Genomic DNA, 15,897 nt, shown 5'->3' on the forward strand with positions numbered 1-15,897 from the left:
CGGACCGCTCCGGAACGGGAAAGAGGCCCGGATGACGCTGCATCGCCCCGAATCGCTTGATGCTGCCCTTGCGCTACTTGCTCAGGGGGGTGTGCTTTTGGCCGGGGGGACGGATGTCTACCCGGCGTTGCGCGACGGTGCGCCGCCTGCCCAGATGATAGACGTCACCCGGGTGGACGGCCTGCGGGGGATCACCCGCAACGATGGGCTGTGGCGCATTGGGGGCGCGACAACATGGACGGATATCCTGCGGGCGGATCTGCCCGCCTGTTTCGACGGGCTAAAGCTGGCCGCGCGAGAGGTCGGGTCGGTCCAGATTCAGAATGCGGGCACCGTGGCGGGCAACATCTGCAATGCCTCTCCCGCCGCAGACGGCGTGCCGCCGCTGCTGACGCTGAACGCCGAGGTTGAGATTGCCGGGGCAAGCGGAGTCCGGCGCGTGCCTTTGTCCGATTTCATTACAGGGCCGCGTCAGACGGACCTGCGCGCGGGCGAGATCGTGACCGCCCTGCTGATCCCGGATGCAGCGGGGCGGGGGGCATTCCAAAAGCTGGGCGCGCGCAAGTATCTGGTCATCTCGATTGCAATGGTTGCCGTTGTGGTCGACGCCACAGGCGGCAGGATCGACCGGGCCGCCGTCGCGGTTGGTGCCTGTTCTCCGGTGGCACGCAGGCTGCCTGCGCTGGAGGCGGCACTGGTCGGGGCCTCGGCCAATGACCTGCCGTCGATCTGCGTCTCTGCCCCCATTGACCTGTCGCCGATAGATGATGTCCGCGCCTCCGCTGCCTATCGGCGGGAGGCGGTCCGGACCTTGATCTCTCGTACTCTCCTTCAGGCTATGGAGGCCTCTCATGTCGCTTGACGAACCGCAGGGCCACATCGGCTTTACCCTCAACGGCGATGAGGTGTCCGTCCCCGCGCCATCAACCGCCCGCCTGTCAGAGGTCCTGCGCGAAACCGCCGGGGCAATAGACGTCAAGGTCGGCTGCAACGCGGGCGACTGCGGGGCCTGCACCGTTCTGGTTGATGGCGCGCCGGTCTGCGCCTGCGTGACCGCAGCGGGGCAGGTGCAGGGACGCGTTGTGGAAACGCAGTCGGGGCTGGTCGCCGGGGACGAGATCGCCAAACGGCTCGCCCGGTCGTTCCAGCGCCATCAGGCCGCGCAATGCGGGATCTGTACGCCGGGGATGATGGTTGCGGCGGTGGCGCTGCTGCGCTCTGGCGAGGCTCTGGATGAGGCGCGGGTTGCGGATGCTCTGGGCGGCGTGCTGTGCCGCTGCACCGGGTATCGCAAGATCATCGCGGCCGTGCTGGACGCCTCAGAGGCAGAACCGGTGACCGAAGGCGGCGTTGGGGCGCGGATCGAACGTCTGGACGGCTGGCCCAAGGTTTCTGGCGCAGAGCGGTTCGGCGATGATGTCGCGCCGTCGGATACGCTGACCGTTGCGGTGATCCGGTCGCCCTTCCACCGCGCCGGGTTCACTTTCGGAGACTTGGAGACGTACCGCAAGGACACCGGGCTGGACCTGATCCTGACGGCGCAGGACGTGCCGGGCGACAACCTCTTTGGCGTCATCCCCGGCTTTATCGACCAGCCGGTCTTTGCTGTGGACGAGGCGAGGCACAAGGGAGAGGCGGTCGCTGCCGTGGTCGGCCCTGCCGCGCTGCTGGCGGAACTGCCGCCGTTCCCCGTGACATGGGAAGAACGCCCCGCCGTCCTGACCCCGGAGGGGGCGGGACAGGCCGACCTGCTTCATGCCACGCGGGCGGGGAACGTCATGTGCCGAGGCTATGTCGCGCGCGGCGATGCCGCCGGGGCAATGGAAAAGGCGACGCACCGGGTGTCGGGCGACTTTTCGACCGGGTTCATCGAACACGGCTATATCGAACCCGAAGCCGCCAGCGCCCGCCGCGTCGGCGACCGGATCGAGGTCAGTTGCTGCACGCAGGCCCCCTTCATGAACCGCGACGGGCTCGCGGGTATCCTCGGGCTGAAACCCGAGGACGTGCGGATCATCCCGACCGCGACCGGCGGCGGCTTTGGGTCCAAGCTGGACTTGTCGGCCCAGCCTTTTGTCGCGCTGGCGGCATGGACCCTCAAACGCCCGGTCCGCATGGCCTATACCCGCACCGAAAGCATCGCGACCACCACCAAACGGCACCCCTCGGCGGTCCACATGGAGATCGGCGCGGACGCGACCGGCCGTATCATCGCGGCGCAGTTCGACGGGGTGTTCAACACCGGCGCTTATTCCAGTTGGGGGCCGACGGTTGCGAACCGGGTGCCGATCCATGCGTCGGGGCCGTATCTCACGCCGAACTATGAGGCAAAGAGCGTCGGGATTCACACCAACACCGTCTCCTGCGGCGCGTTCCGTGGCTTTGGCGTGCCGCAATCGGCGGTGGCGCAGGAACAACTTTACGACATGCTCGCCGACACCCTGGGCATCGACAGGCTGGAATTGCGCCGGATCAACGCGCTGAAGAACGGCGAGCCGACCGTGACCGGGCAGGTCTTTGAGACCGGCATGGGGATCGACGCCTGTTTCGACGCGCTGAAACCGGCGTGGGACCGGGCGTTGGCAGAGGCGGCGGCGCACAATGCCACGGCTCCGACGACGCGGCGCGGGGTCGGCGTGGCGGGCGGCTGGTACGGCTGCGGCAATACCTCGATGTCGAACCCCTCGACCATCCGGGCAGGGGTGACCTCGGCGGGTGAGGTCGTGTTGCATCAGGGCGCGGTGGATATCGGTCAGGGGTCGAATACGGTGATTTCGCAAATCTTCGCGACGGCCCTTGGCGTGCCGGTCGGGCAGATCACCCTCGTCGGCGCCGATACGGATGTGACGCCGGATGCGGGCAAGACCTCGGCCTCTCGCCAGACCTTCATCACCGGCAATGCGGCGCGGCTGGCGGGTGAGGCGCTGAGGGCGCAGATCCTGCGGCTGGGCAACGTTGGAGACGATGCCAGTATCATCCTTGGCGCGGGCGGGATCGACCTTGTCGAAGACGGCATGACCCGGCGCATTGCCTTGCCCGAAAGCGACGGTTACGCGCTTGAGGTGCTAGAAACCTATGACCCGCCGACCCTGCCGCTGGATGCAAACGGACAGGGCGCGCCCTATGCCGTCTTTGGCACGACAGCGCAGATGGTTGAACTGGAGGTCGATATGGAACTGGGGACGGTGCGGTTGTTGCAATTCACCGCCGCCCATGATGTCGGTCGCGCGATCAACCCGCTGCTGGTCGAGGGCCAGATCGAAGGCGGGATTGCGCAGGGCATCGGGCTGGCGCTGATGGAAGAGTTCATCCCCGGTCGGACCGAGAACCTGCACGACTACCTGATCCCGACCATTGGCGACGTGCCCGAGATCGCCTCGATCATCCTCGAAAGCGGAGACCAGCATGGCCCCTATGGTGCCAAGGGACTGGGCGAGCACTGCCTGATCCCGACCGCGCCTGCGGTGTTGAACGCCATCGCCCATGCCTCGGGTGTCCGTATCCACCATTTGCCCGCGACGCCTGACAAGCTGCGCGCGGCGATCCTTGCGAAAGGCCTTGAATGACGCGCTCTGACCTGACCGGCAGTTTTGCCGGGATCGACGTTGGCGGGACGTTTACCGACCTCGTCCATTACGACAGCCGCGCGGGGCGGGTCCGTCTGGCCAAGGTGCCGACAACGCTGGACAATCAGGCGCATGGTGTGCTCGCGGCGTTGGACGCGGCACAGGTCGACGCGGCCACGCTTGACCTGATCGTGCACGGGACGACGACAACGACCAACGCGGTTTTGGAACGGCGGCTCTGCAAGACCGGGCTGATCACGACGCAAGGCTTTCGGGATGTGCTGGAACTGGGGCGGCGGACCCGCCCGCAGGCTTATGGCATGTCCGGCCAGTTCCGTCCGCTGATCCCGCGCGACCTGCGGCTGGAGGTGCCGGAACGCATGTTGGCGGACGGGACCGAATACCGGCCGCTGGATGAGAACGCCCTGCGCGCGGCCCTGCGCCATTTGGTGGCCGAGGAGTGTGAGGCGCTTGTGATCCATTTCCTGCACGCCTACGCCAACCCTGCGCATGAGCGCCGCGCCGGGGAGATCGCGCAGGAGGAATGGCCGAACGGCAACATAACCCTCGGCCATGCGCTGCTGTCGGAAAGCCGCGAATACGAACGCGGCGTCACGGCGGCGGTCAATGCGTCGGTCCAGCCGCTGCTGCGACGGTACGTCGAACGGTTGGCCGACCGTCTGTCCGAGCGCGGATATCAGCGCGACCTGCTGGTGATGAACGGCAATGGCGGCATGGTCTCGGCCCGGATCGTGGCCGAAGAGGCGGCAAAGACGGTGATGTCTGGCCCCGCGTCGGGCGTGATGGCCGCCGCCTATACCGGGCGGCGCGCGGGCATACCCGATCTGTTGACCTATGACATGGGCGGCACCTCGACCGACGTGGCGATGATCCGGGGCGCGGACCCGGCGGTGTCGCATGAGATCGAGATCGAATACGCCATGCCGATCCACGTGCCGATGGTCGACGTGCGGACCGTGGGCGCGGGTGGCGGGTCGATTGCGCGGGTGAATGCCGCTGGACTGTTGCAGGTCGGGCCCGAGAGCGCAGGCTCTGCCCCCGGGCCGATCTGCTATGGCAAAGGCGGGACAGAGCCGACGATCTCGGATGCCAACATGCTGCTGGGCCGGATGAACCCGGACCGGCTGAACACCGGGGCAGGGGGCGTTTCGCTCGACACGATCCGCGCGGCCTTTGCGGCCAAGATCGGCACGCCCCTTGGGCTGGACCCGACCGAGGCCGCCGCCGCCGTCTTGCGGATTGCCACGGCTAAGATGGCCGATGCGGTCCGTATGGTGTCAATCTCCCTTGGCGAGGACCCGCGCGATTTCGCGCTCTTCGCCTTTGGCGGCGCGGGGCCACTGCATGCCTGCGCCATCGCGCGGGAACTGGGCGTGCCACGTGTTCTGGTGCCCGCACGACCGGGGATCACCAATGCGCTTGGCTGTATCGTCGCGGACCTGCGGCACGACTTTGTGCAGACCATCAACCGGCCGCTTGACCTGTGCGACATGGACGAGGTCCACGCCGCCTTTGCGGCACAGATCGAGGCCGGGACAGCAGCGGTCAACCGCGAACGGGTCGAGATCGCCGAGCAATTGGTCGTGCACTCCGTGGACATGCAGTTCATCGGCCAGACCCATCTGTTGCGGGTGCCACTGTCGGACGCGGTGCCGTCCCGCGAGGCGCTTCAGGCGCTGTTCGAAGAGGCCTATTTCCGGCGCTTTCAGGTCAAGCTGCCAGAGATCCGGCCCGCCCTTGTCAATGTGAACACCTCGGTGATCGGACGGCGGCCAGAGGTTGACCTGTCGCTGCTGATCAATGCCTCTGACCGGCGGGCGACACTGGCCAAGGCGCAGACCGGCGCGCGTGAGGTCTATTTCGACGGGTGGGTCAAGACTCCGGTATTCTGGCGGGATTTCCTGCCCGCCGACGCGACGGTGTCCGGGCCTGCGATCATTGAACAGATGGACTGTACGCTGGTGATGGAACCCGGCGACAGCGCCACGCAAGATGGCGACGGCAACCTCATCGTCACCGTGGGGCGGCGGTCATGACCGCCGCGTGCCGCCGGGCGTGCGCCCCGCAGGCGTTAGGGGACTATAACGGACCCCGGCCCTGTCCTTTCGCAAAACACCGCCGCCAGAGGCACCCCGATCTTCCACACGGCCCCAAGGCCGGGACAGGAGCGCGCCCATGACCATCGACCCGATCACTCTTACCGTCATTCAGTCCGGGCTTCAGCAGGTCTGCGACGAGATGGACCTGAGCTTTTCGCGCGCGGCCTTTTCGCCGGTGATCGCCGAGGCCAATGACCGCTCTGACGGGATTTACTCTGCCGAGGACGGCAGCCTGATCGCGCAGGGCTCTATGGGGCTGCCGGTCTTTGTGGGCACGATGCAGTTTTCCACCCGGACGCTGATCGCGATGATTGCCTCGGGCAAGGCCGCCGCGCCAAAGCCCGGCGATATCTACATCGTCAACGATCCGTATTTGGGCGGGACCCATCTGATGGACGTGCGCTTTGCCATGCCGGTCTATCGCAACGGCCAGATTTTCTGCTGGCTGTCCAACACCGGGCACTGGCCCGATACCGGCGGCGCGGTGCCGGGCGGATTTTCGGCCTCCGCGACGGAGGTCGAACAAGAAGGGCTGCGGCTGCCACCGGTGCGGCTGTTCAAAGAGGGTGAGCTTGATCCAGAGATCTACGGCATCATCTGCTCCAACATCCGCGTCGCGGACCAGCGGATCGGCGACGTCAAGGCACAGGCGGCGGCGCTCTACGTGGGAGAGACGCGTCTGAAGCGTCTGCTTGACCGCTATGGCGACGACACCGTGCGCGAAGCAATCGGAGAGTTGCGGACCCGGGCCGCGCACCAGATGCGCGCCAACATCGCGCGCATCCCGCCGGGAACCTATAGCTCGGTCGCCTATGTGGACAGCGACGGCGTTGTGAACGACCCGTTGGAGATCCGGCTGGCGATCACCGCCGATGGTGAGACGCTGACCTTTGATTTCACCGGCTCATCGGCCCCCTGCACCGGCCCGATGAACTCTGTTCTGGCGACCACGCAATCCTCTGTCTACCTCGCCATGCGCCACATCTTTCCGGATGTGCCGATCAGCGCCGGGGCCTTTGAACCGCTCAGGATTCGGCGGCCAGAGGGCACCTTTCTGGACGCGCAATATCCGCGCCCTGTGTCAGGCTGTGCGGCCGAGGTCAGCCAGCGGATTGCCGAGGCGGTCTTTGCCGCGTTGGTCGGCCCCTTGCCCGATATCGTCACCGCGGCACCCGCCGGGACATCGGGGAACTTCGCCCTTGGCGGCGATGTGCCCGAAGAGGGCCGAAGCTATGTGATGTACCAGATTTCAGGCGGCGGCTACGGCGGCTACGCGGAGGGGGACGGGATTTCGAACGGCTGTTCGACCATCGGGATTTCCAAGTCTCCGCCGGTCGAGATCATGGAGCAGCAGTTTCCTGTCCTGTACCACCGCTATGCGCTGCACGAGGGATCGGGCGGGGCCGGCAAGCACCGCGGCGGACTTGGCCTCGACTACGAGGTTGAGATCCTGCGCGGCACGGCGCGGGCCAGCTTCGTGATGGATCACGGCAGGTTCGGCCCGCAAGGCGTGCTTGGCGGCGATGACGGCGGGGTGAATCGCGTTGTCGTCACCCAGTCCGGGCGCAGTTTCGTGCCAGAGCATCTGTCCAAAGCGCAGGGCATCGCCTTGGCTGTGGGCGACCGGGTGCGGGTCCGGACGCCGGGCGGTGGCGGCTATGGCGACCCGTCCCAGCGCGACCCGGACCTTGTTTCCGAAGACGTGCGGCTGGGCCGATACACAAAGGAAGAGGCGGCAAGGCTCTTTGGCCCCACAGACGGCAGCTAGCCCCGCGACAAAGGGGCGAGGGCGGGGCGGCTCTAGGGGGGCGCTTGGGACAAAGGTCACAATCGGCCCACGGTTGTGCCTTGTACCGGCTGCGGCATATCCTGACGCCAAAGCCGGCCAAGCGCGCCCCGTAGGGTAGGTCTCCAACCCAGCACAACGCCAGATCAGGGGCTAACGACGGAGGCGATACCCAAGTAGACGCGTTTGCTGAAGAACGGCTGCCCGAGCGGCGGCTCTGGGCGTAATTCGTTGAAAAACGCGCGCTTGATCGAACGGCCTTCGGCTGATTCAATTCCTGCATCAGATGGGAGGATCGGCATTGATGGGACCGAGGCAGGAGGCGCAACCCGCGCTGTTCTTCGAGTTCTCACTTGAGGAGCACGTTTCGCAGGATCACTTGCGCCGGGGCCATCGACCGGTTCGTCGATCTGACCGGGACTCGCAGATTTCTATAGCCTGACTGGCCGTCCGTCCGTAGATCCGGAGCTGCTGATACGCATGATACTCGTCGGGTATTGCTTTGGCATTCGGTCGGAACGACGGCTCTGCGCGGCGGTGCATCTGAATCTGGCATATCGCTGGTTTTGCCGGCTTGATCTGAGCCACCGTGTCGCTGACCACTCGACCTTCTCCAAGAACCGACATGGCCGGTTCCGTGACAGCGAATTGCTGCGCCATGTGTTTGAGACGCCCGGGGCGCGGTGCATCAAAGAGGGCTTGGTTAACGGCCAGCGCATGGCAGTGGACGCCAGTCTGATAGAGGCAGACGCCAACAACCAGAACTCGACGCCAAAGGAGGATTGGGACGCCGGACGGATCGACCCGTGGCCCGACCGGCAAAGGGACAGCCCGCTATCGTGCCTTGAAAGAGGTCTGTCATGCCTGCCCGTCCAAGGCGATGTGCTGCCCGAACGCGGACGCGCGCAGGTTAACACGCGAGGAACATGAGGACGCCCGCCAAGTCGCACGCGACAGCGCAAAGACCGGGCAATACGTGATCTCGATGAAACTGGGGAAGAAGGTGAGGTGCTCTTCGCCCACCTGAAACGGGTCCTTGGCCTGAACAGGCTCCGATTACGTGGTCCATGCGGTGCGAATGACGAATTCCTCCTTGTCGCCACCGCCCAGAACCTCCGCAAACTGGCCAATATCGTTCCTGCACCGCAGCAACTGCGGAAGGCCTGACAGGAAAGGCGCTCACGGCTGTTCAGCCAAACAGATTCCGCAATCTCGAACCGATGTTTTCAACAAAATCAGCCGTGAGCGATGGTCGGCATGAAGCCGTTTTCATGATCGGGGGGGATTACCTAGCCAGCCCAACCCCATTTGTAGTGGTGATGCTCGTAGGCGACGTGTGCTGGGGCACCGACGACGCCTGCGCGCGAATGGCGATAAACCGAGCGCCAGTAAGGCTGGATCGTCACAGCTTCGGCACGGATGACCTCGGCTGCCTTCTTGGCCACTGCACTGCGTTTTTCGGCATCGGCGATCGATAGCGCCTCTTCCAGCAATGCGTCGAATTCAGCATTGGACCACCCGAACTCATTCCACGCCTCGCCCGACCGATAGGCGAGCGCCCAGATCTGCACACCAAGCGGGCGGTGGTTCCAGTTGGTCGAACTGAACGGGTACTTCGCCCAATCGTTCCAGAAGGTCGATCCAGGAAGAACCGTCCTTTTTACATTCAGTCCCGCATCGCGCATTTGGGCGGCAACCGAGTCTGCGGTATTCTTGCGCCAGTCGTCGTCGATCGACATCAGCTCGAATTCGAAATCCGCCATGCCGGCTTCTTCCATCAAGGCTTTTGCCCGGGCCGGATCGAATTCGGGTTTGGGAAGCTCGGCGTATTCGGGATGGATCGGCCCAAGGTGATGGTTTTCGGCTACCGTACCTGCGCCGCTATAGCCAAGCTCGAGGCAAATCGCATTGTCCACGGCCATCTGGATTGCCTGACGTACGCGCACATCCGCAAATGGCTTTTTCCCGTCGACTTCGGCAAGTTGATTCCCTCTGACCACGATCGACTGCATTGAGACCGATTCAGATTTCTCGTAGCCGAGATCGTCGAGCACGGCCACGAATTCCCCAACGGTTTCGTGCAGCATGTCGACCTCGTCGGAATCCAGTGCCGCCAGCCAAGCGGACGAGTCCGTTCCGAAATCGATGTATTCGATCCGATCCAGCGCTGGACGTCCGAAAAGCTCTTCGCCCCACCACGTGTGGTTGTCCAAACGCACCAAATTGCATTTGATCCCGACCTCAAGCGCTTCGATTGCATATGGACCAGTGCCAATGAACTGGGTGGGATCATCCGATGAATGGTTCGCGTGAATGATCGCCGCCGGATAATCAGACATGGACGCAATCAGCGAAATATCCGGTCGTGGAAGATTGAGTTTGACAGTGTGCGTGTCTACAACTTCGACCGATCCGTCGATCGCCTTGCTGGTTTCGGGATCGACAAGGACGGCAAAACGCCCGGCCATCGAGTTGCCTTCGACCGTCTTGTCGCACCATCCAATGATATTGCGTGCGACGTCCTCGGCAGTGAGATCATCGCCATTATTCCATTTGACGCCCTGCCGCAAGTTCAGGGTGTATTCGGTTGCATCTTCGTTGATTTCCCAGCTGTCCAACAACATGCCCCGGAAACTGCCGTCGGAATTGTACTCGACCAGATATTCCAGCGTCCCACGGGTCTGGTTGCCAAGTTCAGACCAATCGTAAAGCCGCGGGTCTTTGAGCGCGCGGACGCTCATCTGGACACGCAGCTTTCCACCTTCTTTGACCTGGGCACGGGCCGGTGTCGGCATGGCCACGCCAATCAACCCGTAGGCGGCGGTAGCCGTCAAGCCAAGGCCCGTCGCCCGGGTCAGAAATTCGCGGCGATCAAGCTGGCCGTTACGATGCTCTTGCGCATACATCAGCGCCGCCGGATGCAGAGTTTTTCCAGTTTTTGTTTTTGTCATTTCAGTTCTCCTTGTTGGTGCGGTTTGAATATTCTCGTCCGAGCCGCACTTTCGGTCTTATTCGATTTTACGTCTCGTTTTCGGCCAGGACCTTTTTCGCCACCCGGAAACATTCCAGCGCTTGAGGCACACCACAGTAGATGCCGATGATATGAATGATCGCGCGGATTTCGTCTTGGGTCACGCCGTTGTTGATCGCGCCACGGCAATGGATCTCCCATTCGTGCATTTTGCCCAACGCCCCGATCATTGACAGGTTCATCATGGACCGGGTCTTGGCGTCGATCACTTCATCGCCCCAGCCAAAGCCCCAGCACCAAGCGGTCATCGCTTCTTGGAATGGGCGGGTAAAATCATCTGCCGCAGCAAGGTTCTTTTCAACGTATTCCGCGCCAAGAGTGGATTTGCGTTGCTCTAGCCCCTTCAGGAACAGGTCTTCATCAAATGCACTCATGTCTTAGCCTCTCAGTTTAATCGCGACGTTTTTCGTCTGCACGTAATTCCACAAGGCTTCGCGGCCCTTTTCGCGGCCATACCCCGATTTTCCGTAGCCGCCAAAGGGCGTCTCAACTCCGCCTGCATACCATTCGTTGACGAATACCTGTCCTGCCCGCAACTGCCGTGCGGCCCGCGTTGCCCGATCAAGCTTGCTGGTAAAGACACCGCCAACCAACCCATAGGGCGTGCCATTTGCAATCTCGATTGCCTCTTCGTCCGACGAGAATTTCAAGACAGAAAGAACTGGTCCGAACACTTCGTTCTGGGCGATGGTCATATCAGGTGTCACGTCGGTCAGGATGGTTGGTTCAAGGAATGCCCCGGGGATGTTCATTTTGCGGCCGCCCGTTGCGACATTGGCCCCTTGCGCCTGTGCATCGCTGACCATTTGTGCTGCACGGTCGCGCTGGCCCTCGGATACCATCGCCCCCATCGTCGGGCCGAATACAGGTTGTTCGACGCCCGGTTTCACACTCAATGATTGCGCCACGCCGACCATGCGATCGACCAGTTCATCATGAACGCTATCGTGGACAATCACGCGGCTCATCGCGGAGCAAACTTGACCCGCGTTGAAGTAAATGCCCCACCTCACATCATTCTCAAACGATTCTAGGTCAGCGTCGTCATGGACAATTGCAGCCGACTTGCCGCCAAGTTCCAGCACGCAGGGAACGACGTTCTGGGCAGCAGCCGTCGCAATGGCGATGCCTGTTGGCACTGATCCTGTAAAAACGATCTGGTTTACATGTGGGTGTGCGGACAGCGCCGCACCTGCCTCGGATCCCAACCCACACAGGATATTCACAGCGCCGTTGGGTAAGCCAACCGCTTCGGCTGCACGAGCAAACCATGCATTGCTGAGCGGAGTCAGTTCGGGGGTCTTGATGACGCAGGTGTTGCCCGTAGCCAGCGCCGCAGACAGCGAACGGGCCGTCATTTCAACGGGATAGTTCCAAGGAATGATCTGGGCCGAGACGCCAAAGGGCTCGTAGGTGGTGAAATCGAAGTAGTCTTTGCCAAGCGGGATAGAGCGGCCTTCGACGGTCTCAGCTTGATTGCCATAATACTCGAAATAGCGCGCGGCCCCTTCGACCTCGATCCGCGCCTCCCAGAGGGGTTTGCCCTGTTCGAGCGTCAGAACGGGCGCAATCTCGTCGATGTGGTCCAGCAAGAAGCGGCCCATCGCCTGCACCATCCGACCCCGTTCAACGGGGCGCAAATCCGACAGGGCGCCGGACATGTGGACCCGACGGGCCGCCATGACCGCGCGGTCCACATCGGCGGCATCCGCCAGCGCCTGTTCGGCCAGCTTTTCACCCGTCCCGGGATTGATCACGTCGATGCGCCCCGCGCCACCATCACACCACGCACCGTCGATATAGTTTTGCCAATAGGTCTTCATTTTGGTTTGATCCGGTGCCGATAAAGGTGATCGTAGTGCGGCTTCACCCGCCTGTGCACGCGGCGCACCCGTTCGGGGGCATCCGCGACTTCGACATAGCGGCGCGGCTGCGGCGTCAGGCCGGTTGATTGCGCCAGATTGGCGTGAAAGCTGCCCCCGTCCCACCACGAATGGGCCGATGGATCCCCGCCCGGCTCCCATGACATCGCCTCTGGCAGAAACGGGATGCCCACCGCCTCACAGAACGCAGCGACCATGGCATTGGGGTCTTCAAGCAGATCGTCGCTGTCGATCACGGGTGGCGGTGTGCCTTGCAAGGCGGTCAGCAGATCGAACAGGGCGCGTTGTTCGGGAAAGCCCACCTCCAGCTCATCAAAGTCGGGCCATTTGTTATACATGCTCGAGATCGTCTTGGCCGGATCGCGGATCAGGAAGGCATGGGTGAACTGCCCCAGAAAGTCGGGCGTCCACATGTGATTGATGTAGTGGGGGAAATCCTTGAGGAAGACCGGGCCTTTCCCAGCGCGGGCCTGAATGTCGTCCCAGACGCTTTCAATGGTCAGACCCTTGGTGGTTTTCTCGCCCTCTTTGAAGCGCGGCCAAAGCGGGTCTTCGCCCTGATACCACGCCTCGCCAAAAGGTTCGTGCAGACAATCCAGATCGCCGCGCTGGCGCATCATCCATTCAAACGCGGTGGAGGTGGAGCGCGGGATGGCCCAAAGCGCGACGATCTTATGCATGTAAGCTCTCCAGCAGGCGGCTTTGCGGGGTGGTCGGCGCGATGCCGAGGTCCTTCATGATCCGCCAATAAAGCGCTGTGTCATGGCCGATTACCGGCTTGCCCAGCTTGGCCTCCAGCGCGCGGGCAAGATGCAGTGGGCGTTGCGGCAGGCCGTCCGGGCCGGTGCGGAAATTGCACATGCCGTTGATCAGGTAGGCATCAGCATTGGGGGCCTTGTCGGCCACGTAGGAAAAACTGCGTTCAAACAGATCGCCATCGAATATCCAGCGTTTGGCGTTGACGGTGGCCTGATCGGGGAACCAGCCCTGATCGACGAAATTGCCCGCCCAAAGCACGTCAAACCCGGCCTCGCGCAGGAACCCGGCGGTGCCCTGCCACCATTCGGGCCAATGGTAGGCGCCGTTCAGCGCGACCTTTTCGATGCCTTGATCGCGCAAGGCCTCGACCATGGCGTAGCCGGACATGTGAAACCGGGTCTGGTATTTATCCGACAGGTCCGCGCAATGCTGGCGGATGCCTTCGACACCCAACCCGCTGGCGTGGACCCAGTTGGACCCCACTTGCCCGCAGACATCGACGCCATTACGGGCCATGCAATGCACGAAATCATCCATCATGCCGAAGTTCGCTTTGCGCTGCTCCAGCCCGTGGGCGTAATCGGGCACATGCAGCATCCAGCCATGCACGCCGACCGTCTCGGGCGACATCCGCAGGAAATCCGACGGGGCGGCGTCAAAGTCGAACGGCGGGCAGGTAAAGCCGACCTGTTGGGGGAACAGCTTTTGGTCTGCCGTCCATTGGGTTGGCATTAAGGTATCAGCCATCAATCGCCTCCTTCATCCAGCGTTGCAAATGCATGACGGGATGTTCGGAATTGACCCCGCCTTTTGGGTCCACAACCAGCGGGCCGGGCTTGTAGCCGCGTGACTGCAACCCGCGCTGCACGCTTTCGACCAGATAAATGTCTTCTTCCACGGTCGTCGCGCGGTCCTGCTTGGCCAGCAGACGCACCTTTTCATCGTCAATCCCATCGACAGAATACCAGCCGCGCCAGACGACCACGCGGTCTTTGTCCACGGCACGCCAGTGATAGGTGTTCAGCACATTGCCGGGGTAGACCTGAAACGACACCATCGGCCAGAGGAACCAACTGGAATACTCGTCGGCATGCTCAAACCCCGAGTTGATATCATAGGTCATCTGGTCCCGCGCCTGACACTCTGTCGTATGGCGCAAACACATGCCTTGAGGCTGGATGTCATAGGTCTCGGGCTTCACCACGCCATTGGCAAATGTCGGGTGGTTCAGCGAGCAATGATAGCACTCAGAGTAATTCTCGACCGAGACTTTCCAGTTGCAGTTTTCGGGAATTTCCACCCATTCCAGCGGCTTCAGATCGGCCCAATTGGGCACCCATTCTTCCAGCTCGCTCCGTGCGCCCGGAAACCACGTTTCCATCGGGGCGGCATCGGGATCGAGGTTCACAAAGACAAAGCCAAGGAATTCCTCAACCCGGACCTCGGTCAGGCACACTGATGATTTATCAAATCCATCGACGGCCTTCAGGTTCGGGCCGGCGCGCAATTGTCCGGTCAACTCGTAGGTCCAGGCATGATAGGGGCAGACCACGACCCGCGTGATCCCGGACCCGCTGACCAGCTGATGCGCACGGTGCTGACAGACATTGTAGAAAACGCGGATCTTTTCGTCTCGCCCGCGGATCGCAAACAGGCTTTCGCCCGCGATTTCAAAGGTGGCGTAGGCGCCAACCCCCTCTAGCTCGGACGCGTGGCAGCCAAACTGCCACGTGCGCGCCAGCAGTCCTGCGCATTCCACCTCGAACACGGCGGCGTCGGTATAATATCGCGCATCAAGCGACCGGATCGGTTCTGTCATCTATCCTCCGCGTAATAAAGGCCAAGCTGGTGGCGGCGTTTGTGAAAGGTCTCAACCCGCTCGACGATCTCGTCGCTGGCCACGGCCACCACGAAGGACAGGAGCGTTTCAAGCAGGGCAATCGTGCCGATGGACGACGGGAAAAACTGCGGCGTGTCTACGGACACGACGAAACCGTGATCCGCTCCACGCAGGATCGGGCTCGCCGGACTGTCGGACAGTGCAATAATCGTCATGCCCTGTTCGCGGGCTATCTCAACCGCTTTGACCACTTCTGTGCGGTAAGGCTTGTAGGTCATTGCAATTAGCGCATCCTGACCATCGGCCCATGCCAGATCATCGACCGGGGTTGAACCCGGCCCTGGGATGGCGTGGAATTCTGTCATGCCGGTCGAGGCGAGGTAGGTGAAATTCCGCGCCACGGAATTGTTCACACCAACCCCCAGCGTAAAGACACGCCGCGCAGCCCAGATCGCCTCGGCGGCGGCCTTCAGATCGTCAGTGGAAATCGCGGCGAATGTGTCTTCGATATTGCGCAGCGCGTCATGGAGCATATCCGCATAAAGCCCGCCCAGATCGCCTGACTTGCGGATGTCCTGCAACCAGCGCGCACGGTCTGGAAAATCCGCGGCACCGCGGCGGATGGCGTCACGGAAAGGCGTGCGGAAATCCTCGTAGCCTTCAAACCCGACCTGACGCGCCATGCGCACCACAGTGTTGGGTTTGACGTTTGCCGCCTGCGCAATCTCGCGCACGGTCGAAACGCCGACATCTCGCGGGTTCTCCAGCACATACTTAGCCGCTTTACGGGCTTCGGGCGTCAGGTCCGGCAGCTCTTGGGCCAACCGCTCCAGAATCGCGTTTGATACATTTGTCCCATTCATGATTGACGATGGTACTTATGTCCGCTTAGCCTGTCGAGAGAAAAACCGA

11 protein-coding genes and 1 pseudogene are annotated in these 15,897 nt (G+C 62.5%); 5 read left to right on the plus strand and 7 right to left on the minus strand.

All coding sequences use genetic code 11. The features are described from left to right. The first annotated feature begins 31 nt into the window (after positions 1-31). The 5 genes and pseudogenes from VOI21_RS09275 (at position 32) to VOI21_RS09295 (ending at position 8,639) form a co-directional block, all read left to right on the plus strand. A complete protein-coding gene (locus VOI21_RS09275; protein WP_323769560.1) occupies positions 32-862 on the plus strand; it encodes a xanthine dehydrogenase family protein subunit M in 831 nt (276 codons plus the stop codon). Beyond that, positions 852-3,566 (plus strand): molybdopterin-dependent oxidoreductase, encoded by a 2,715-nt coding sequence (locus VOI21_RS09280; protein ID WP_323769561.1) that lies wholly within the window; start codon positions 852-854, stop codon positions 3,564-3,566. The genes VOI21_RS09275 and VOI21_RS09280 overlap by 11 nt, the downstream gene beginning before the upstream one ends. Next, positions 3,563-5,623 carry a hydantoinase/oxoprolinase family protein gene (locus VOI21_RS09285; RefSeq protein ID WP_323769562.1) on the plus strand — a complete coding sequence of 687 codons (2,061 nt, stop codon included), beginning with the start codon at positions 3,563-3,565 and terminating at the stop codon, positions 5,621-5,623. Before VOI21_RS09280 ends, VOI21_RS09285 begins: the two co-directional genes overlap by 4 nt. A gap of 139 nt (positions 5,624-5,762) precedes the next feature. Beyond that, a complete protein-coding gene (locus tag VOI21_RS09290) occupies positions 5,763-7,454 on the plus strand; it encodes a hydantoinase B/oxoprolinase family protein (protein ID WP_323769563.1) in 1,692 nt (563 codons plus the stop codon). Positions 7,455-7,773: 319 nt separating this feature from the next. Beyond that, positions 7,774-8,639: pseudogene (locus tag VOI21_RS09295) on the plus strand (transposase). 122 nt (positions 8,640-8,761) lie between these two features. Here the strand turns inward: VOI21_RS09295 and VOI21_RS09300 are convergent. The 7 genes from VOI21_RS09300 to VOI21_RS09330 form a co-directional block, all read right to left on the minus strand. Continuing rightward, complete coding sequence (locus tag VOI21_RS09300; protein ID WP_323769564.1) at positions 8,762-10,423, minus strand: ABC transporter substrate-binding protein; 1,662 nt, start codon at positions 10,421-10,423, stop codon at positions 8,762-8,764. A 67-nt stretch (positions 10,424-10,490) separates the two neighbouring features. Continuing rightward, positions 10,491-10,877, minus strand: a complete 387-nt coding sequence (locus tag VOI21_RS09305) for a carboxymuconolactone decarboxylase family protein (RefSeq protein WP_323769565.1) — start codon at positions 10,875-10,877, stop codon at positions 10,491-10,493. A 3-nt stretch (positions 10,878-10,880) separates the two neighbouring features. Then, positions 10,881-12,326, minus strand: coding sequence for an aldehyde dehydrogenase family protein (locus VOI21_RS09310; protein ID WP_323769566.1), 1,446 nt, complete (start codon positions 12,324-12,326; stop codon positions 10,881-10,883). Beyond that, positions 12,323-13,066, minus strand: coding sequence for a sulfotransferase family protein (locus VOI21_RS09315; RefSeq protein ID WP_323769567.1), 744 nt, complete (start codon positions 13,064-13,066; stop codon positions 12,323-12,325). The genes VOI21_RS09310 and VOI21_RS09315 overlap by 4 nt, the downstream gene beginning before the upstream one ends. Next, entirely contained in the window at positions 13,059-13,892 is an 834-nt protein-coding gene (locus VOI21_RS09320) for a hypothetical protein (RefSeq protein WP_323769568.1), read from the minus strand. The genes VOI21_RS09315 and VOI21_RS09320 overlap by 8 nt, the downstream gene beginning before the upstream one ends. Further along, entirely contained in the window at positions 13,885-14,964 is a 1,080-nt protein-coding gene (locus tag VOI21_RS09325) for an aromatic ring-hydroxylating dioxygenase subunit alpha (RefSeq protein ID WP_323769569.1), read from the minus strand. Before VOI21_RS09325 ends, VOI21_RS09320 begins: the two co-directional genes overlap by 8 nt. Next, positions 14,961-15,848 carry a MurR/RpiR family transcriptional regulator gene (locus VOI21_RS09330; RefSeq protein WP_323769570.1) on the minus strand — a complete coding sequence of 296 codons (888 nt, stop codon included), beginning with the start codon at positions 15,846-15,848 and terminating at the stop codon, positions 14,961-14,963. The genes VOI21_RS09325 and VOI21_RS09330 overlap by 4 nt, the downstream gene beginning before the upstream one ends. Positions 15,849-15,897 lie beyond the last annotated feature (49 nt).

This window comes from Antarctobacter sp., from assembly GCF_034670325.1.
Taxonomy (GTDB): Bacteria; Pseudomonadota; Alphaproteobacteria; order Rhodobacterales; family Rhodobacteraceae; genus Antarctobacter.